The sequence below is a fragment of the Cupriavidus sp. H18C1 genome (assembly GCF_049311595.1).
GTDB lineage: Bacteria > Pseudomonadota > Gammaproteobacteria > Burkholderiales > Burkholderiaceae > Cupriavidus > Cupriavidus cauae.
Map to the genome: position 1 here is coordinate 2,139,303 of NZ_CP186008.1, position 18,337 is coordinate 2,157,639.

General features: G+C 69.4%; 19 protein-coding genes and 4 pseudogenes. 16 read left to right on the top strand and 7 right to left on the bottom strand.

Annotation, left to right across the window (positions count from 1 at the left end):
• Positions 1-11: 11 nt before the first annotated feature.
• Positions 12-596 carry a GNAT family N-acetyltransferase gene (locus OJJOAM_RS09875; protein WP_422647860.1) on the bottom strand — a complete coding sequence of 195 codons (585 nt, stop codon included), beginning with the start codon at positions 594-596 and terminating at the stop codon, positions 12-14.
• Positions 597-715: 119 nt separating this feature from the next.
• On the opposite strand from OJJOAM_RS09875, the gene arsC reads away from it, so the two are divergent.
• Positions 716-1,075, top strand: coding sequence for an arsenate reductase (glutaredoxin) (arsC, locus tag OJJOAM_RS09880; protein WP_149317522.1), 360 nt, complete (start codon positions 716-718; stop codon positions 1,073-1,075).
• Positions 1,076-1,233: 158 nt separating this feature from the next.
• On the opposite strand, the gene OJJOAM_RS09885 is transcribed toward arsC, so the two are convergent.
• From OJJOAM_RS09885 to OJJOAM_RS09895, 3 genes and pseudogenes are all read right to left on the bottom strand, one after another.
• Complete coding sequence (locus tag OJJOAM_RS09885) at positions 1,234-1,452, bottom strand: hypothetical protein (protein WP_149317523.1); 219 nt, start codon at positions 1,450-1,452, stop codon at positions 1,234-1,236.
• Between the two features lie 180 nt (positions 1,453-1,632).
• A pseudogene (locus OJJOAM_RS09890) lies at positions 1,633-2,338 on the bottom strand (exonuclease).
• Between the two features lie 17 nt (positions 2,339-2,355).
• A complete protein-coding gene (locus OJJOAM_RS09895; protein ID WP_422647861.1) occupies positions 2,356-3,006 on the bottom strand; it encodes an MBL fold metallo-hydrolase in 651 nt (216 codons plus the stop codon).
• A 372-nt stretch (positions 3,007-3,378) separates the two neighbouring features.
• Between OJJOAM_RS09895 and OJJOAM_RS09900 the strand changes: the two genes are divergently transcribed.
• Entirely contained in the window at positions 3,379-4,152 is a 774-nt protein-coding gene (locus OJJOAM_RS09900) for a septal ring lytic transglycosylase RlpA family protein (RefSeq protein WP_422647862.1), read from the top strand.
• A 245-nt stretch (positions 4,153-4,397) separates the two neighbouring features.
• On the opposite strand, the gene rsmI is transcribed toward OJJOAM_RS09900, so the two are convergent.
• Positions 4,398-5,297, bottom strand: a complete 900-nt coding sequence (gene rsmI / locus OJJOAM_RS09905) for a 16S rRNA (cytidine(1402)-2'-O)-methyltransferase (protein WP_422647863.1) — start codon at positions 5,295-5,297, stop codon at positions 4,398-4,400.
• Between the two features lie 18 nt (positions 5,298-5,315).
• Here rsmI and OJJOAM_RS09910 point away from each other — a divergent pair, with 18 nt between their 5' ends.
• From OJJOAM_RS09910 to OJJOAM_RS09925, 4 genes and pseudogenes are all read left to right on the top strand, one after another.
• A complete protein-coding gene (locus OJJOAM_RS09910; protein ID WP_422647864.1) occupies positions 5,316-5,759 on the top strand; it encodes a YraN family protein in 444 nt (147 codons plus the stop codon).
• 364 nt (positions 5,760-6,123) lie between these two features.
• A pseudogene (locus tag OJJOAM_RS09915) lies at positions 6,124-6,525 on the top strand (BON domain-containing protein); the annotation flags it as partial.
• A 790-nt stretch (positions 6,526-7,315) separates the two neighbouring features.
• Complete coding sequence (locus tag OJJOAM_RS09920; protein ID WP_422649560.1) at positions 7,316-7,591, top strand: c-type cytochrome; 276 nt, start codon at positions 7,316-7,318, stop codon at positions 7,589-7,591.
• Positions 7,592-7,712: 121 nt separating this feature from the next.
• Positions 7,713-9,008 (top strand): FCSD flavin-binding domain-containing protein, encoded by a 1,296-nt coding sequence (locus tag OJJOAM_RS09925; protein WP_422647865.1) that lies wholly within the window; start codon positions 7,713-7,715, stop codon positions 9,006-9,008.
• 20 nt (positions 9,009-9,028) lie between these two features.
• Here OJJOAM_RS09925 and OJJOAM_RS09930 read toward each other — a convergent pair whose 3' ends face one another.
• The gene (locus OJJOAM_RS09930; protein ID WP_422647866.1) at positions 9,029-9,499 is read right to left on the bottom strand and encodes a hypothetical protein; all 471 of its coding nucleotides are present in this window, start codon (positions 9,497-9,499) and stop codon (positions 9,029-9,031) included.
• The gene (locus OJJOAM_RS09935; RefSeq protein WP_422647867.1) at positions 9,429-10,442 is read right to left on the bottom strand and encodes a hypothetical protein; all 1,014 of its coding nucleotides are present in this window, start codon (positions 10,440-10,442) and stop codon (positions 9,429-9,431) included. Before OJJOAM_RS09935 ends, OJJOAM_RS09930 begins: the two co-directional genes overlap by 71 nt.
• 284 nt (positions 10,443-10,726) lie before the next feature.
• Here OJJOAM_RS09935 and OJJOAM_RS09940 point away from each other — a divergent pair, with 284 nt between their 5' ends.
• The 10 genes and pseudogenes from OJJOAM_RS09940 to OJJOAM_RS09985 all read left to right on the top strand — a co-directional run bounded on the left by OJJOAM_RS09940 (position 10,727) and on the right by OJJOAM_RS09985 (position 18,293).
• Positions 10,727-11,125 (top strand): ArsR/SmtB family transcription factor, encoded by a 399-nt coding sequence (locus OJJOAM_RS09940; RefSeq protein WP_422647868.1) that lies wholly within the window; start codon positions 10,727-10,729, stop codon positions 11,123-11,125.
• A 147-nt stretch (positions 11,126-11,272) separates the two neighbouring features.
• Positions 11,273-12,679 carry a sulfite dehydrogenase gene (gene soxC / locus OJJOAM_RS09945; protein ID WP_422647869.1) on the top strand — a complete coding sequence of 469 codons (1,407 nt, stop codon included), beginning with the start codon at positions 11,273-11,275 and terminating at the stop codon, positions 12,677-12,679.
• Between the two features lie 159 nt (positions 12,680-12,838).
• Positions 12,839-13,944 (top strand): annotated as a pseudogene (locus tag OJJOAM_RS09950) (c-type cytochrome).
• Between the two features lie 128 nt (positions 13,945-14,072).
• Positions 14,073-14,402, top strand: a complete 330-nt coding sequence (locus tag OJJOAM_RS09955) for a c-type cytochrome (protein WP_006577473.1) — start codon at positions 14,073-14,075, stop codon at positions 14,400-14,402.
• Between the two features lie 237 nt (positions 14,403-14,639).
• Positions 14,640-15,095, top strand: coding sequence for a thiosulfate oxidation carrier protein SoxY (gene soxY, locus OJJOAM_RS09960; RefSeq protein ID WP_149317536.1), 456 nt, complete (start codon positions 14,640-14,642; stop codon positions 15,093-15,095).
• A 92-nt stretch (positions 15,096-15,187) separates the two neighbouring features.
• Positions 15,188-15,499, top strand: a complete 312-nt coding sequence (soxZ, locus tag OJJOAM_RS09965; protein WP_149317537.1) for a thiosulfate oxidation carrier complex protein SoxZ — start codon at positions 15,188-15,190, stop codon at positions 15,497-15,499.
• Between the two features lie 105 nt (positions 15,500-15,604).
• Positions 15,605-16,064 (top strand): annotated as a pseudogene (locus tag OJJOAM_RS09970) (DsrE family protein).
• A gap of 106 nt (positions 16,065-16,170) precedes the next feature.
• A complete protein-coding gene (gene soxA / locus OJJOAM_RS09975; protein WP_422647870.1) occupies positions 16,171-17,004 on the top strand; it encodes a sulfur oxidation c-type cytochrome SoxA in 834 nt (277 codons plus the stop codon).
• 19 nt (positions 17,005-17,023) lie between these two features.
• Positions 17,024-17,719 (top strand): sulfur oxidation c-type cytochrome SoxX, encoded by a 696-nt coding sequence (soxX, locus tag OJJOAM_RS09980; RefSeq protein ID WP_422647871.1) that lies wholly within the window; start codon positions 17,024-17,026, stop codon positions 17,717-17,719.
• A gap of 10 nt (positions 17,720-17,729) precedes the next feature.
• Entirely contained in the window at positions 17,730-18,293 is a 564-nt protein-coding gene (locus OJJOAM_RS09985) for a TlpA family protein disulfide reductase (RefSeq protein ID WP_422647872.1), read from the top strand.
• The last annotated feature ends 44 nt before the right edge of the window (positions 18,294-18,337 follow it).

An 18,337-nucleotide genomic window follows, 5' to 3' on the forward strand; every position in this document is an offset into this window, starting at 1 on the left:
TCCGCCGCGGCTCAACCCGCCGCGACATCCCCCGGCAACGCCGTCGCCCCCGCCCCCAACGGCCGCTGCATCAGCGCCGTATCGATCCACTGGCCATGCTTGAAGCCGACCGCCTCCAGCCGGCCGGCCATGCGAAAGCCCATGCGTTCGTGCAGCGCGATCGAGCCGTTGCCTTCGCCGCCGGCCGGGCACGCGATCACGGCGACCATCTGGCGCCACGGGCCGTGTTCGCAGCGGGCGAGCAGAGCGGCCAGCAGGACGGCGCCGATGCCGCGGCCGCGATGGCGCTCGTCCAGGTAGATCGAATCCTCGATGGTGTGGCGGTAGGCGCTGCGCGTGCGATAGGACGACGCGTAGGCGTAGCCCGCCACCACCGGACGGCCGTCGATCTGCAGCTCGGCGACCAGGTAGGGCAGGCCCTTGTCCAGCACGGCGGCACGGCGCTCGCGCATTTCATCGAGCGTGGGCGGCGTTTCCTCGAACGAGGCGCGGCCGTGGAGCACGTGGTGGGTGTAGATCGCGTGGATCGCGGGGAGGTCGTCGTCGGTCGCATCGCGCACGGTCGGCGCGGCAAGGGGGGCCTGGTTCGTGGTCATGGCGTCTGGCGTGGTATCGAAGGCCGGCGCGCGGCGTACCGCTTCGCCGGCGCTGCTTGTAGCTTGTATAGTCCGTCGTGTTTGCAGATGACAACGTTTGCGTTTCGAGGGACGGACCCATGATCAAGATTTACCACAATCCGCGCTGCTCCAAGTCGCGCGACACGCTGGCGCTGGTGCAGCAGGCCGCCGAACGCCTGGGCGAACCGGTCGAGGTGGTCGAGTATCTGAAGACGCCGCCGACGCTGGCTACGCTCAAGCAGCTGCATGCGCTGCTGGACGTGCCGGTGCGCCAGATGGTGCGCGACAACGAGGCGATCTACGCCGAGCTCGACCTGGCCGATCCGGGGCTGAGCGACGCCGAGGTGCTGCAGGCCGTGGCCGATCATCCGATTCTGCTGCAGCGGCCCATCGTGGTGCGCGGCCAGCGCGCGGCGATCGGCCGGCCGCCCGAGAACGTCGCCGCGCTGCTTTCCTGAGCGCCGAGTCCAGCCGATCTCCAAGATCGCATCGCGCTTCGAATCGAACCGTGCCCCGGACTGAACCGAGCCCGGATCGGACCGAGCCCCAAAATAGAAACCGGCCTCCGTGTGGAGGCCGGCCCGGTGCTGGAGGCGCGGTAGCTTCAGGCGGGTCGTTATTTGACACCCAGCCAGTGCATGGCCTCCTGACCGAAAGCGATGGCCGCCAGCACGATCAGCAGCAGGACCAGCGCCACGGTGCTGACGTAGACCGTGGCCTTGGCGATGTCGGCTTCATCGTCGGCGGGGTGGGAGTGGGCGACACTGTGCGCGTGCGGTGGCCGGTGCAGCCGTTCGGCCAGATGCCGCCAGTGAAGATCGGGATGGAAACGCATGATCGACACCTCCTCGACAGGAACGCGCGTCAGGCGGTCTTCACCATAGCAACGGACCGCCATGCATGGCGAGGCCGCCGCAGTTGCGCACGGCGCGGCGTCGGAACGGCCATGCACGCTTTTACTATAGGCGATGGCGACATGGCGAACGCCCAGCGTGGCGCGGACGCGACCTAAGGGTCAACCCTGCTGCGCAATGTCGTCGGGCGGCGCGGAGGTGCCGGTGGGCTCGGCCGAGGATGGAGAACCTGCAGGGCCCGCGGGGGCCGCATCGGCCGCCGGCGCGATCGCCGCGAGGGCGGCTTCGCGTTCGCGCAGCGCGGCCAGCATGTTGCAGAACATCGCCCCCTGTTCGAGCGCGTCGTCCAGCGCGACATGGGTATGCGGCAGCGGATCGATCCATGCCTGCGGCAGCGCGGCCTTGACGGTGCGGCGGTAGCGCAGGCCGGTCAGCGAGAACCCCAGCGTCTTGATGTCGAGCGCGGCCCAGCCGAACGGCGAGCGGCCGGCGAAACGCATCATGTACCAGAACATCCAGGTGAAATCGAAGCCCGCGGGGGAAGGCCACGAACACGGGTTTGCCCGGCAGCGCTTCGACCCATTCGACATAGCGCACCAGCGCCTGCTCGGGCGGCTGCAGATCGCGCCGGCAGGCGGCCCAGGCCTCGGGCTCGGTCTCCCACCATTTCATCTGCACCGGATGGCCGACCGCGCCGGGCAGCGTTTCCAGATTGGCCGAGAAGGTGCCGAGCACGGTCTTGTCGGCCAGCATCGCCACCGAGGCGAACGACAGCATCGAATGCGGCCCCGGGATCGGACCGTCGGTCTCGACGTCGGTGCTGACGTAGATCTCGGGGCGGGTATCGGGCAGCTGTCGCTTGGCCATGGTCGGAGGGTGGGCCGTCAGGCCACGTCGATCAGATGATCGGCGACGAAGGGGTTGTCGCGCCGCTCGTCGCCGAAGGTCGACACCGGGCCGTGCCCCGGCACGAAGGTCACGTCGTCGCCCAGCGGCCACAGCCGCGTGCGGATCGACCGGATCAGGTCGGCGTGGTTGCCGCGCGGGAAATCGGTGCGCCCGATCGAGCCGGCGAACAGCACGTCGCCGACGATGGCCAGGCGGTGCGGCCGCGAGAAGAACACCACGTGGCCGGGCGTATGGCCGGGGCAATGGTAGACCTCGAGCGTTTCGTCGCCGAACTGCACCGTATCGCCCTGATCCAGCCAGCGATCGGGCTCGAATGCCTCCGCGTGGCCGAAGCCGAAGCGCTTGGTCTGCTCGGGTAGCTGGTCGATCCAGAACTGCTCGTCGCGATGCGGCCCCTCGATCGGCACGCCGAACTCGCGCGAGAGTGCGGCGGCGCCGGCGCAGTGGTCGAGATGGCCGTGCGTCAGCAGGATCTTTTCCAGCGTCACGCCCTGTTCCTTCAGCGCGGCCTGGATCCGGTCCAGATCGCCACCGGGATCGCAGACCGCGGCGCGCCCGGTGCGCTCGTCGATCAGCAGCGAGCAATTCTGTTGGAAGGGCGTGACGGGAATCAGCAGGACTTTCATCGTTGGGGGGGGGTCGGACGATCGCCGGGAATGCGCGGCGTATGGGGTTGGATCGGCGTTCTGGTGATGTGCCGGCCTATGTCGTCGCATTGTAGCGTCGGCCTTTGGTAGACATCGGACGTACCCAATATGTGAACTGTGATGCCTTTTCGTTGCATCGACGTCAACGGCAGGGATAGTCCGGAGAATCGCCGCAATCCGTTGTCAGTTCGGGGATTGCGAGCAATTGCACGCCGTAGCCAGACAATTCGTAACAAAATCGCTGTAAATCGCGCGGGCGACCGATGTTAGACTCGCGCGATGCTTTGGCCGACCCACCCCCTCACCCATGCTCGCCGCGCGCTCCGCTACGGCTTTCACGCCGTCTGTGCGTTGACGCTGGCCGCCTGTGCGGTGTCGCCGAACGACGATCCCAACAGCGCCGCGGCCGACCAGAATGCGGCGCCGACCGCTGCCACGCCCGCCGCAAAACTGGCGCAGGCACGCAAGTCCCGAACCCCGAACAACGACAACCGTGCCGACGCCCGCAACGAGGCGCCGGCCGCGGCCAGCACCGAGACGCCGGCGCCGACCGGCTCGTGGCGCCTGTTCAGCTGGGGCGACGACGACAGCAATGAAAATGACTCGGCGTCCCGCGGCACGCCGCGCGGTTCGTCGCTGGAAGGCCTGCGCGCGGATATCGGCACCTTCGAGCAGCGCGGCACGGCGTCGTGGTACGGCAAGCAGTTCCACGGCCGCAAGACGGCCAACGGCGAGCGCTTCGACATGGGCGCGATGACCGCCGCCCACCCGTCGCTGCCGCTGGACAGCTGGGTGCTGGTGCGCAATCTGCGCAACGACAAGGTGGCGGTGCTGCGCATCAACGACCGCGGTCCGTATCACGGCAATCGCGTGCTCGACGTGTCGTATCGCGCCGCCAAGCGGCTGGGCTTCGTCGACCGCGGGCATACCCAGGTCGAAATCCGCCGGCTGTCGCGTACCGAACTGGCCGCGCTGGGACCGCTGCGCGAGCCCGGCATGGACACGGGCGCCACCGACGGCGGCGGCGACGGTGTGGACGACGACGACACCGTGGCCAAGCCGGTCAAGGCCAAGCGCGTGGTGCTCAAGACCCGCAAGACGGCCAGCAAGGCCAATGCGCACTGAGGCCGGCTTCTCGTTCCTCGCCTCCTTCCTCGCGCATCGGCGCGCCTCGGACTGCGCCACCGTCAGAACCACTGCTACAGTCCCTGCTGAAGCCACAGTCACCGCTCCAGTAAGCGACTACGCGACCCCCTGCGCAGGTCCCCGTTCCACCCGGCTTCCCCCACCGGAGCGCCTGAGCGGCGCCGACCACGATGCCGGCGCGCATGGCTCCGCCCCGCATCTTCCCGGTCTGCCTCTTTCCGGCCTTACTCCTGCTCGCGGCGCGCCAGCGCCATCGCATAGAGCGCCGCGGTATCGGCCCCGGTGATCGCCGCGGCCAGCTTGGCGGCGCGCTTGGCCGGCAACTCCTCCAGCAGCAGCGCCAGCACCCGCTGCGCGTTCGCGTCCAGCGCCGCCTCACCCTTTGCCGGTGCGCCTGCCCCTTCGATCACCAGCACGAACTCGCCCTTGGCGCGCGCCGGATCGGCCGCCAGCCAGGCCGGCGCGTCGGCGACCGCCATCGTCTCGGCCTGCTCGAACAGCTTGGTCAGTTCCCGGCCGATCAGCAGCCGGCGCGTCGGCGGCAACTGCTGCGCGAGCGCGGCCAGCGTGTCGGCGATGCGGTGCGGCGCTTCGTAGACGACCCAGGCGTGCTCCAGCGCCGCCAGCGCGGCGATCGCCTCGGCGCGCGCCTTGGCCTTGCTCGGCAGGAAGCCCGCGAAGGTGAAGCGGCCCGCGCCGGTATCGAGCATCTCGCCGGCGACCGACAGCGCGGTCACCGCGGCGCTCGGACCGGGCAGCGGCACCACGCGATGGCCCGCCGCGCGCACGGCCTCGACCAGCCGCGCGCCCGGATCGGAGATGCCCGGCGTGCCGGCATCGGACACATAGGCGATGCGTTCGCCGGCGGCCAGCCGCTCGGCCACGCGCACGCCGGCCTCGCGCTCGTTGTGCTCGTGCACGGCCAGCAACGGCCGCTGCAGGCCCAGGCGCGACAGCAGCTGACCGGTGTTGCGGGTGTCCTCGCAGGCGATCGCGTCGGCAAGGCCCAGCACATGCAGCGCCCGCAGCGTCAGGTCCGCAAGGTTGCCGATCGGCGTGGCGACGACGTACAGCGTGCCGGTGGGATAGGACTGGCCGGTTGCCAGCGAGATCCAGTCAGTCATGCTTGAGAACTTCCGTTGATGCGCACATTCAAAACCACGGCACGAGGCTCGGCACGCGATTCGGGGAGCGACCCGGCGAGGGACCGCGCGAACGACGGGACGAAGGACACGTCGAAAGCGCGCGGCGAACGCGCCGAGGCGCGGGCGCTGGCCTATCTGCAGGGCCAGGGTCTGGCGCTGGTGGTCCGCAATTATCGCTGCAAAGGCGGCGAGCTGGACCTGGTGATGCGCGCGCCCGACGGTACGCTGGTCTTCGTCGAGGTCCGCTCGCGCAGCAGCGACGCGTTCGGCGGCGCGCTGGCCAGCATCACGACGACCAAGCGCCAGCGCATCCTGCAGGCCGCCAATCACTATCTGGCGACGCTGGACCACGCGCCGCGTTGCCGGCTCGATGTGGTGGCGATCGGACCGCGGCGGCTCGAATGGCTGCGCGATGCGTTCGGCGCCGGCGAGCCGGAATGACAGGGCGGTGCCATCGACATCGAACCAGCGCATTCGCCAGCGGCCGCGGCCGCCGGGCTGTCCGTCATAATGCGCGTTGCGGCGCACGGCCGACTGGCATTGCCCTGGCGCGGCGCAGGCCGCCCTGCCGACTGCCGATCCTCTTTCGCATTACCGCTACAGCAAGGAACGCATGAAGACTTCGCTTTTTTCGCGCGACGCGCTCGCTGAACCGACGCCGGTCCGCGCCCCCGCCCAGGCCCGTGGCGCCAGCCGGCTCGCCGCCGTCGCCCGCGCCGCCGCCACCGCCACGCTGATGCTGACCGCCGCCACGCAGTTGAGCGGCTGCTTCCCGGTGATCGCCGGCGCCATGGGGGCCGGCGTGATGAGCGCCACCGACCGCCGGCCGACGTCGATCCAGGCGGTCGACCGCGGCCTGCAGCTCGAAATCGAGAACACGCTGGCGACGCGCTACAGCGGCGCGGCGCGCGTCAACGTCACCGTGTTCAACAAGAAGGTGCTGCTGACCGGCGAGGTCAAGGACGCCAATCTGCGCCAGCAGATCGAGCAGTACGTGCGCGGGCTGCCGAACGCGCGCGAGGTCATCAACGAGCTGGAGGTCGTGTCGTCGCCGTCGTTCGCCCAGCAGAGCCAGGACGCCTTCGTGACCAGCAAGGTCAAGACGATGCTGATGACCGCCGAAGGCGTGCCGTCGAATTCCACCAAGGTCACCACCGAGCGCGGCGTGGTCTATCTGATGGGCCTGGTCACCCGTCCCGAGGGCGATCGCGCCACCGAGACGGCGCGCAATGTCGGCGGCGTCAGCAAGGTGGTCAAGGTGTTCGACTACATCGACGAGGCCGAGCGCGCCCGCCTGGACGCGGCCGCATCGTCGCAGAACGCCGCGCCCGGCGAACCGGTCGGCGGCACGCCGGCGCCGGTGCAGAGCACCCCTGGCGCCGCGGTGCCGACCAACTCGGCCCCCCGCGCCCATCGGCCCCGATCTGTCTTCGCCGGTAACGGCGCCGACGACGGCACCGACGACCGCACCGACGACCGCGCCGGTGCCCGGTGCGGTCGGCCTGCCCCCGGGCCGCAACCTGCCCTGATCCGCTCGCGCCGTCCCCCGACGTTCAGGCGCGCCGGCCATCCGGCCCGGCGCGCCTTCCGTGCTCCCCTCCACCCGCCTGCCGCTCCCTTCGCGTCTTCCTCGCTCCCACCCGCCTGCCGCGCCCTCCGCGTCTTCCTCGCTCCCACCCGCCGGCCGCGCGCTCCTCGCCTTCCTTCCTCCACCGTCCGGCTGCTCCCGCCTTGCCCGCGGCTGACCTACGCTGATGTTGCGGCGGCGCAATGGCGTTCGCCGTCCGACCATCTGCGAAAACCGCAGTACGCCCGCGCCGGCCGATGTGATAGGGTTGCCCTGCCTTGCGCGTCACTCACGCGCCCCGGCCGGTCGCTCGTCCGGTCCGCGCCGTGCGGCCGATCGATGCGCCGAAGTGCCGATCCCAGCGAGGAGCGAGACCATGAAGAACAACAATCCCCAGCGAGCCGCCGCGGCCGGTCTGGCCGCCCTGGCGATGTTCGCCATCGCGCCGGCCAGCGCCGCCGATCCCACCACCGAACAGGCCCGCAACTGGGCGGCGGCCTGCGCGAGCTGCCACGGCCCCTCCGGCCGCGCGCCCGCCGGCAGCCCGGTGCCCGGTCTGGCGGGCCGGCCGCAGTCCTATCTGATCGAACAGATGCAGGCGTTCAAGACCGGCAAGCGCGAGGCCACGGTGATGCACCAGATCGCCAAGGGCTATACCGACGAGCAGATCGCCGCGATGGCGAAGTGGTTCGCCGCGGTCAAGTAATACGCACAAGTCATGCGGTCCAGGGAACGCGGTCAAGCGATGCGATCCCGTAGTGTGACCCAGTTGTGCGACCCAGTTGTGCGATCCAGTTGTGCGGACAAACAAGCGAGGGGAAGCTGACATGCAACGACGCGAATTTCTCGGCGCGGCCGCGGCGGCTGCGGCTATCGGACCGGCGGCCGTCGGCACGCTGCTTAGCGGCTGCGCCAGCGGCGGCACGGCGCGCGCCAGCGGTGGCAAGGTGGTGGTGGTCGGCGGCGGCTACGGCGGCGCGACCGCCGCGCGCTATCTGCGCGAATGGAGCGACAACACGATCGACGTGACGCTGGTCGAGCCGAATCCGGCCTTCATCTCCTGCCCGCTGTCGAATCTGGTGCTCGGCGGCAGCAAGCGGATCGAGGACCTGACGGTGTCCTACGATGCGCTGAGCCGCCGCCACGGGGTCAAGGTCGTGCGCGACACCGTTGCCGCGATCGACCCGTCGAAGCGCCAGGTACGCCTGGCCAGCGGCGGCACGCTGCCGTACGACCGGCTGGTGCTGTCGCCGGGCGTCGACTTCATGCCCGACGACGTGCCGGGCCTGAAGCGGCCCGGCGGCGACCAGATCCTGCACGCATGGAAGGCCGGTCCGCAGACGGTCGCGCTGCGCCGCCAACTCGAAGCGATGCGCGATGGCGGCACCTATGCGCTGACGGTGCCGGTGGCGCCTTACCGCTGCCCGCCGGGGCCGTACGAGCGCGCCTGCCAGGTGGCGCACTATTTCAGCCAGGCCAAGCCACGCAGCAAGGTGCTGATCCTCGATGCCAATCCCGACGTGACCTCGAAGGCCGCGCTGTTCAAGCAGGTGTGGGCCAGCAAGTACAAGGGCATCGTCGAGTACCGGCCGCAATACCGCACGGTCGACATCGACCCCGCCACGCGCACGCTGAAGTTCGAGGTCCAGGACGACGAGCGGGTCGACGTCGCCAACGTGGTGCCGGCCCAGCGCGCCGGCGCGATCGCCGTCAACACGGGACTCGCCACCGCCAACGGCCGTTGGTGCGAGGTCGACTTCCTGACCTTCGAATCGAAGGCCGTGCCGAACATCCATGTGATCGGCGACGCCATCCAGATCGCGCCGCTGATGCCCAAGTCCGGACACATGGCGAACCAGCACGGCAAGATCGCGGCGGCGGCGATCGTCGCGCTGCTGTCGGGCCGGCAGCCCAACCCCGAGCCGCTGTACAACAACACCTGCTACAGCTTCACCTCCGATCGCGAGGTGATCCACGTCGCCAGCGTGCATCGCTACGACCCACAGAAGAAGACCATGGTGACGGTGCCGGACTCCGGCGGGGTGTCGACGGCGCCCAATACGCTCGAAGGCACCTACGCCTTCGCCTGGGCCAATGCGATCTGGGCGGACGCACTCGGGTAAGCGACTCGGCAAGGCTGGCGTCAGGCGACCGCAAACGACCGGGCCGCTGCGGGGGAACGGCGCGGCCCGCGCCTCGCATCGGTCGGAATCTCCTCGCGTGCGCCATAGCGGCTGGTCCATGACCGGCTCCATGTGTCGATGACGGGCGAAATACGGCAGTACTGCGCGACGTAGTTCTTGTTCGGATGCGTCCGCAGTAGCGGCTGCAACGGCTTGATGTCGCCGCCCGTCGCCATGGCGTCCCGCGCCGTGCTGTCGATGGCCGTCGCGATGACCGAGTGGCCCCAGACCAGCTGCAGCGCACTGCGCGACAGTATCGTGCCCGGTTGCGCCGGCTCGTCCACGGCCGTGCCCATCAGGAACGCCGCCACCTTGCGCCCGTTTTCCGGGCTGATGCGCCAGCCGTCGTCGGATGGATTCCTATGGAGCAGGTCCAGCAGGGACAGCCGTATCCGATGGATGGCCGACTTGTCCGACAGGACGAAGTTCATCGCGCGGTGATATGCCCCGAGGCCGCAGGCGACGTGATCGTTCGCCAGGATGGCCGCGTCCTCGCTCGTCGCCACGGTGTCGCCCAGTGCGATCCACAGTTGCGGAACGCGGTCGCGGCCTGCGCGATCCTTGGCAAAAGGAGCTGTGCCGCCCCTGGATCATGAAGGGCAGCACCCCCTTGCGGGCGTCGCTGAACGACATGCCGCGGATTTCGTTGGCAAGTGTGTCGGCGATGCACTGGACGGTGGCATCGTCATCGAGCATGCGGCTGAGCCCGGCCACGGCGCTTCCCTGGTGCATCGGATCACCGGTTTCCGCGAGGGACAGGATCTGCGCGCCGGTGCCGCACAACGCCACCAGCTGCCGAACGGTGCCGGGGGTGCGCCACGCTGCCTCGGCGACGACCGGCACGGCGATGGACAGGACGATACCCTGCAGCGCCGACTGATCGCCCTTTCTGGCGGCCGTCCGAATTCGCGCCAGGGCCGCGGGTCCATTCCTGAAGACCTCCATCGAGGCGATCATGAACGCAAGGTCCGCGCTTGCCTCGGCCCGCTTCTCTTGCCCGAGCGAATCCACCGCAAGGCCATAGAGGCCGTCCACGTACCGGAACGTGTGGAACTGCGGCTCGCTCAGCCATATCCGGCCGTCCAGGCCGATGCCGCGAAACACCTTGTCGAACAGCTTCCTGCAGAGGCCGCGCTGTTTTTGCACCGCTTCGTCGAGCTCCGCAACGGCACGCTTGGGCCGATCGGCAAGCGGCGGGGTCAGATAGCGCAGATGGCCCGAATAAGGGCCGATTTGCACGGAGCCGCTTGCTTCGAAGTACGTTGCCGTGGCAGGCGTCGCACCGGCGGCTTCTCCATGCCGGGCGGCGGCCGTGCGTTCGGCGGCTGCCAGTAGCGCCTCGTGGGAACGGACGGCGGGATAGATCGAGGCCATGTTTCGTTGCTCCTTCGTCGTGGTGGAGGACGCAATGTATGGGCGCCGGCTATCGCGGCTCGATCGTCTAACGGCGCGGACTTTAGCAAGGTTGCGTGGGTGGCTTGCATTCTCACGCCGCTGCCAGGCGGCGCCCGACATGACGCCGACATGACGCCGACAGGACAGCGGCATGACGCCGACATGGCGCGATTTGGCGAGCGTGGCCTGCGCGCCGTCGTTGCCGGGGAGCTGGGGGTAAACGATACATGCGTCTTCACGCATATACGCATACAGTGAATCGCATGAACGAACTGGATCGCGTCTTCGAACAGGTGTCGCACTACTTCGCGCTGCTCGCGGAGCCGACGCGGCTGAAGATCCTGCACGCGCTGTGCGACGGTGAGAAGCCGGTCGGCGCCGTGGTCGAGACGGTGGGTTCGTCGCAGGCCAATGTGTCGCGGCATCTGAACGCGATGTTCCGCTCCGGCGTGCTGGCGCGGCGCAAGGAGGCGAACCTGGTGTACTACGCGATCGCCGACCAGAGCGTGGTGGAGCTGTGCCGGACCGTGTGCGTGCAGGTGGCCGCGCGGATCGAGGACGACGCGCAGCAGGTCGCGATGGTGGACCGCTTCATGCCCACCGAGCCGAAGCGGCGCGGCGCGTCGCCGCGCAAGACGGGTGGAGCCGGCGCGGCGCGCTGACAGCAGCACGAAGCGCGCATCGGTTGCCACCGCGCGCGCTGAACATCAAGACGAAGCGCGCGGCAGTCCCCCCAGCGCGCCCCAATACGAACAGGCATGCCGACCGCGCCCGCACGGGAGCGCGGCGAGCGGCCGAGGAGACCGAACGTGCCGGATCGCAGTCGCCCGGGTCGCATCGAGCCCGCGCCGGAACACTTCGTCAGTGCCGACCTGCAGCAGCAGATCGGGCGCCACGGCATCGACAGCCGCCGACGCGATCTGCTGCGCGGCAGCTTTCTCGCGGCTGCCGGCGCCACGGCGGCGGCGGCGGGCCTGTTCAAGCCGGCGCGCGCCGCGACCGGCAATGCCGCCGCCTCTACGACAACCTCCACGGCCACCCACACCGCCGCCGACGGCGATCCCGCCATCCTGAAGCCCCAACCCTGGGCCACCTCGCTCGGCCGACCGGTCGCCGCGCGTCCCTACGGCCAGCCTTCCAGCCACGAAACCGCCCTGGCGCGGCGCGAATCGCCGGGTTTGACGCGCGTGTCGGCGGCCTCGGTCAGCTTCGCGCCGCTGCAGGGCCTGTTCGGCATCATCACGCCCAACGGCCTGCATTTCGAGCGGCATCACCAGGGCTGGCACGACATCGACCCGACCCGCCATCGGCTGATGATCAACGGCCTGGTCAAGGCCCCGCGCGTCTATACGATGGACGAGCTGATGCGGCTGCCGTCGGTCTCGCGCATGCACTTCATCGAATGCGGCGCCAATACCGGCATGGAATGGGGCAATGTCGCGGTGCCGACGGTGCAGTACACGCACGGCATGCTGTCCTGCTGCGAATTCACCGGCGTGCCGCTGCGCGTGCTGCTCGACGACGCCGGCGCCGACCAGCGCCGCGGCCGCTATCTGCTGGCCGAGGGTGGTGACGGTTCGGCGATGACGCGCACCATCCCGATGGAGCTGGCCGACGAGATCATCGTCGCCTGGGGCATGAACGGCGAGATGCTACGGCCCGAGAACGGCTATCCGCTGCGGCTGGTGGTGCCGGGCGTGCAGGGCGTGTCGTGGGTCAAATGGCTGCGCCGGCTGGAGCTGGGCGACCGGCCCTGGAACACCAAGGACGAGACGCTGCACTACGTCGACATGATGCCGGACGGCATGCTGCGGCAGTACACGTCGATCCAGGAATGCAAGTCCGTGATCACCACGCCGTCGGGCGGCCAGCGGCTGACCGGCAAAGGTTTCTACAACGTCAGCGGGTTGGCGTGGTCCGGCCGCGGCAAGGTGCGCCGCGTCGATGTCTCGGTCGACGGCGGGCGCAACTGGCGCACCGCGCGGCTGGAGACGCCGGTGCTGTCCAAATGCCTGACCCGCTTCAATCTCGACTGGGTCTGGGACGGCTCGCCGGCGATCCTGCAGAGCCGGGCGATCGACGAGACCGGCTACGTGCAGCCGACCATCGCGCAGCTGCGCGCGGTGCGCGGCACGCGCTCGATCTACCACAACAACGCGATCCAGAGCTGGCTGGTCGCGGCCAGCGGCGAGGTGTCCAATGTCCAGGTGCGATAGCGGCGATGGGGGGCGAGCGCGGCAAGCGCGGCAATCGCGCCCGCGCCGGCGCCCGCCCGGGCTGGCGCCGTGGCGCCATGCTGGCCGGCCTGCTGATCGGCATCGCGGGCGGGGCGGCCCTGTCGACTCCGGCGGTGCGTGCCGCGCAGGCGGGTTCCAATGCCGCGGTCCAGGACGCGGCGCTTTCCGGGGGGCGCCCCGGTCTCCAAGGGCACCCCGGTCTCCAGGGACGCCGCGGTTTCCAGGGACGCCAAGGCCGCCCGCGCCCAGCTCGGCCGCACCGCCACCGCCGCAGAAGTGAAAGCCTGGGACATCGACGTCCGCCCCGACTTCCAGGGCCTGCCGCCCGGGCGCGGCACCGTCGCGCAGGGCCAGACCGTCTGGGATGCGCGCTGCGCCTCCTGCCACGGCGACTTCGGTGAATCCAACGCGGTCTTCACGCCGATCGCCGGCGGCACCACCGCGGCCGATATCGCCAGCGGACGCGTCGCGGCGATGACCGGCTCGCAGCCCTACCGCACCTCGCTGATGAAGCTGAGCACGGTCAGCACGCTGTGGGACTACATCCACCGCGCGATGCCCTGGGACGCGCCCAGGAGCCTGACCGTCGACGAGGTCTACGCGGTGACCGCCTACATCCTGAACCTGGGCGACATCGTGCCGGCCGACTTCACGCTGTCGGACGCCAATATCGGCGAGGTCCAGCGCAAGCTGCCGAACCGCAACGGCATGACCACCGAGCACGGCCTGTGGCCGGGCCGCGGCAAGCCGGACACGCGCAATACCGCCTGCATGGCCAACTGCGCCGGCAAGGTCGAGGTCAGTTCGCTGATCCCGGAATACGCGCGCGGCACGCACGGCGACCTGGCGGCGCAGCAGCGCGGCTTCGGCCCGGTGCGGGGCGTCGCGACCGGGTCGCCGGAGGACGGGGCGAAGGACAAGCCGGCGGGCAAGGCCGCGGCCGCGACTGTAGGCAACGCGGCGGCCAACCCGGCGGCCACCGCCGCCGCCCAGCCCCCTCGGCGCCAGGCTGACCGGCCAGTACCAATGCCTGGCCTGCCACGCGCAGGACCGCAAGCTGGTCGGACCGTCGTTCCACGAGATCGCCCAGCGTTACAAGGGCAAGGACGCCCACGGTCCGCTGGCGCAGAAAATCCGCAGCGGCGGGCAGGGCGCGTGGGGGGCCGGTGCCGATGCCACCGCAACCGCAAGTTCCAGAATCGGATATTCAAGCCATGGTGAAGTGGATACTTGAGGCAAAATAGCGTATTGGGCCGCCCTGGCGCCCCCATCGAAGGGGCCGGGCCGGACCAATACGCCGCCGTGCCGGGCAGATCCGCTGCCACACGGCCGTGCCGTCCCCACGGCTCATTCCAGTTCGGAGAGGAGAACAATGAAGCAGTTCGTGATTGCAGCCATGATGCTGGCCGGTGCGGCCTCCGCCCACGCCGCCGTCGACGCGGCCAAGGCCCAGGAGATCGCCACCAAGAACGCCTGCATGGGCTGCCACCAGGTGGACAAGAAGCTGGTCGGGCCGTCCTACAAGGAAGTCGCCGCCAAGTACAAGGGCGACAAGGGCGCGATGGCGAAGCTGACCGACAAGGTCAAGAAGGGCGGTTCGGGCGTCTGGGGCCCGGTGCCGATGCCGGCCAACCCGAATATCAGCGAAGCCGATGTGAAGACCGTGCTGGAGTGGGTTCTGGCCGGCGCACCGGCCAAGTAATTGCCTGGTGACGGGCCGGCGTATCGGCGGCAATCGCAGTTGCGCCGCCGTCGCCGGCCACGGCAGGAACAGCAGCAGGCAGTCGTAAGCAGCAAGAAGCAGCAGCACAAGCGGCAACAAGCAGCAACAGGCAACGACAGCAGTGACCGGGCGGCGATGCACCGCCCGCGCCAGGCCGGCCGGCGTGGCGACCAAACGAATACCGCGGGGCGGGTAGAAGCAGGAGTGCAGGACACCATGAACATCACAAGACGAGAGATGCTGCGGGTCAGTGCCGTCGTGTCGCTGATGGCGGCAGCCGGCCTGATCGGCGAGGCGCAGGCGGCCGAGTGGAACAAGGCGGCCTTCGAGGGCAAGAGCGTCAACGACGTGATCAAGGCCCTGGGCGGCGGTGCGCCGGAGAAGAGCGGCTCCATCGCCTTCAACGCGCCCGATATCGCCGAGAACGGCGCCGTGGTGCCGGTGGCGGTCACCAGCAATCTGCCCGACACCGAGCAGATCGCGATCCTGGTCGAGAAGAATCCCAATACGCTGGCCGCGGACTTCGTGATCCCGGCCGGTACCGAGCCGTTCGTCTCCACGCGCGTGAAGATGGGCCAGACCTCCGTGGTGCATGCGGCCGTCAAGGCCGGCGGCAAGTGGTATGTCGCCTCCAAGGAGATCAAGGTGACGCTGGGCGGCTGCGGCGGCTGACCACGCCGATCGCAGGCACAGGCGCCGCGCTGACCGCCCGGCGTCCCGCTTTCCCAGACTGCCCATCGCAAGCATCGCAACAGGAGAACGTCATGGCAGACCCGATGCGCGTACGCGCCACCGAGAACGGCGGCGTGGTCGACGTCAAGATTCTGATGAAACACGATATGGAAACCGGCCAGCGCAAGGACGCGTCCGGCAAGACCATCCCGGCCTGGCACATCCAGACCGTGATCGCCCAGTGCAAGGGCAAGGAGGTCTTCCACGCCAACTTCGGCCCGGCGGTGTCCAAGGACCCGTTCCTGAACTTCAAGTTCAAGGGCGGCGCCAAGGGCGACAAGGTCACGGTGACCTGGGTCGACAATCGCGGCGACAAGCGGACCGACGAGGCCACCATCTCGTGATGCCGGCACGGCCGGCAGGTTGCCGGCCGCTCTGGTAAGGTGCCCCTTCGGTTGCCGGGTCGGCGGCCGCGCACGAGGCGCGGCGGACGCGGCGGAAGGAAGATCATGCGTCGAGCATTCTTTGCAAAGGCGGCCGCCGCGCTGGCGGCGGTCGGACTCGGGAGCCGGGCCACGGCCCAGACGGCGGGCGCGCCGCGGAGCGGGGGGCGGACGCCACCGGGTGGTGTACCAGCTGTCGGAAGGCAACGGCCAGGCGGTGCGCGCGATCGGGAATCTGCGCAACCATCTGGCCGGCGCGCCCAATACGAAGATCGTCGTGGTCGCGCTCGGCTACGGCGTGGATTTCCTGGTCGAGGGCGCCCGCGACGCGCGCGGCAACACCTTCGATGCCGCGGTCGGCGCGCTGGCCGGCATGGGCGTCGAGTTCCGCGTCTGCCGCAACACGCTGACCGCCCGCCAGATTCCCGAGAACAAGCTGCTGCTCGAGACCAGGATAGTGCAGGCCGGCGTGGTCGAGATCGCGCGGCTGCAGCAGGACGAAGGCTACGCCTATATCAAGCCGTAGCGTGCTGCGCGGCAAGATCCGCGCAGGGAAAGAGCCGCGCATGAAACGATTCGCGCATAGAACAACAGCGGCCCGCCTGGTCGGCGAGACCGAGAGGAGAAACCCCATGAGACCGAACCGACGCCGTTCTGGCTGGGCCGTGCTGGCCGCCGCCGGCGCCGTCGCGCTGACGGGCGCGATGGCCGTGCAGGCGCAGGGCGAAAGCAATACCACCGACGAAATCGCCAAGTACCGGCAGATGCTGGCCGAGGGCAATCCCGCCGAGCTGTGGGAAGCCGCCGGCGAGGAGCTGTGGAAAAAGCCGGCCGGGCCGAAGAACGTATCGCTCGAGCGCTGCGACCTCGGCAAGGGCCCCGGTGTGACCAAGGGCGCCTACGCCGAACTGCCGCGCTATTTCGCCGACGCCGGCAAGGTGATGGACCTGGAGCAGCGGCTGGTGTGGTGTCGCACGACGCTGCAGGGGCTGACCGAGCAGCAGGCCACCGCGACGCCGTTCTCGTCCTCGGGCAAGCGTTCCGACATCGAGCGGCTGGTGGCCTTCGTCACCGGCGAGTCGCGCGGCGTCAAGATGAACGTCAAGCTCGACCATCCGGAAGAGAAGCAGGTCTACGCGCTGGGCCAGAAGATGTTCTATTACCGCGGCGGCGCCTACGACTTCGCCTGCGCGACCTGCCATGCGGTGGACGGCCAGCGCATCCGCCTGCAGGACCTGCCCAATCTGCTGACCGACAAGGGCGCCCAGGCCGCCTACACCACCTGGCCGGCGTACCGCGTGTCGCAGGGCGAGGTTCGCACCATGCAGCACCGGCTCTACGACTGCCTGCGCCAGCAGCGCTTCCCCGAGCCCGCCTACGGCTCCGATGTGATCACCGCGCTCACGATGTTCCTGGCGCGCAATGCCAACGGCGGCACCTACGACGGCCCGGGCCTGAAGCGCTGAACCAGGGGGAGAGCACGACATGATCCAGACAGAACAATCGCGCCTGCGCGCGGCAGCCGCGGCGGTGTGCGGCGCGCTGGCGATGCTGGCGGCGCCGGCGATGGCGCAGGACGGCGCGGCATCGAAGGGCAAGGCCTCGTCGAAGGCCGCGGCGAATATCCCGCCGGTTTCCGACGGCGACATGAAACGCCTGATCGCCAACTCGTTCACCTCGAAGGGCCCGGCCACGCTGCAGGGCGTGCTCGAGCGCGACGAGATGCAGCAGCTGTGCAGCGACTATCCCGACCGCACCAAGGTGCCGGCCGCGGTGGCCAAGAAGGTCGAGGCCGCCGAACAGCAGAAGATCCGCTATCCGGCCGACAATCGCTGGCTCGGCGACTGGAAGGAAGGCGAAAAGGTGGCGCAGCTCGGCCGCGGCATGCAGTTCTCCGATCCGCCCGGCGGCGTCAACGGCGGCAACTGCTATGCCTGCCACCAGATGACCAAGGCCGAGATCTCGTTCGGCAACATCGGTCCGTCGCTGTATCAGTACGGCAAGCTGCGCGGCAACTCGGAAGCGGTGCTCAAGTACACCTGGGGCAAGATCTGGGACTCCAGCGCCTTTGCCGCGTGCTCGAACATGCCGCGCTTCGGCCATAAGGGCATCCTGACCGAGCAGCAGATCCGCGACGTGATGGCGCTGCTGCTGGACCCGGCCTCGCCGGTCAACCAGTAAGGGGCGCGCGATGCGGGCCGCGGCGGTGGTGACGGTCGGCTGGGGGCAGGGGCTGCATCGCGCGAAGCGCGCCGCGGCGTCGGGCATCGTGGCGGCGATCGTGTCGACCGTGGCGTTGGCGTTGGCATTGGCATTCCCCGCGCCGGCCGCCGCCCTCGAAGTCGGCGACACCGTGCGCCTGCCGGCGGTCCAGCTGCTCGACGGCCGCACCGTGCCGCCCGAGCACTGGGCCGGCAAGCCGCTGGTGGTGCAGGTCTGGGCCTCGTGGTGCCCGTTCTGCGCGCTGCAGAACCCGCGCCTGCAGAAGCTCTACGACAGCACGCGCGGCACGCCGCTGCAGGTGCTGACCATCAGCATCGACAAGGACCAGAAGGATGCCGTCGGCTATCTGCGCCAGCGCGGCTATACCTTCCCCGCGGCGATGGACACGCCGGCGCTGCGCGCCGCGATCGGTCCGCGCAAGGGCCTGCCCGAGCTGTACGTGATCGACGCCAGGGGCAAGGTCGTACAGAAGGAAGTCGGCGAGATGCTGGAGGAGGAGGTCGCCGCGCTGGCCAAGTACGCCAGGCCCTAGCGCGGCGGCAAAGCGGCCCGTCCCGGTCCTGCACCGGTCCTGCA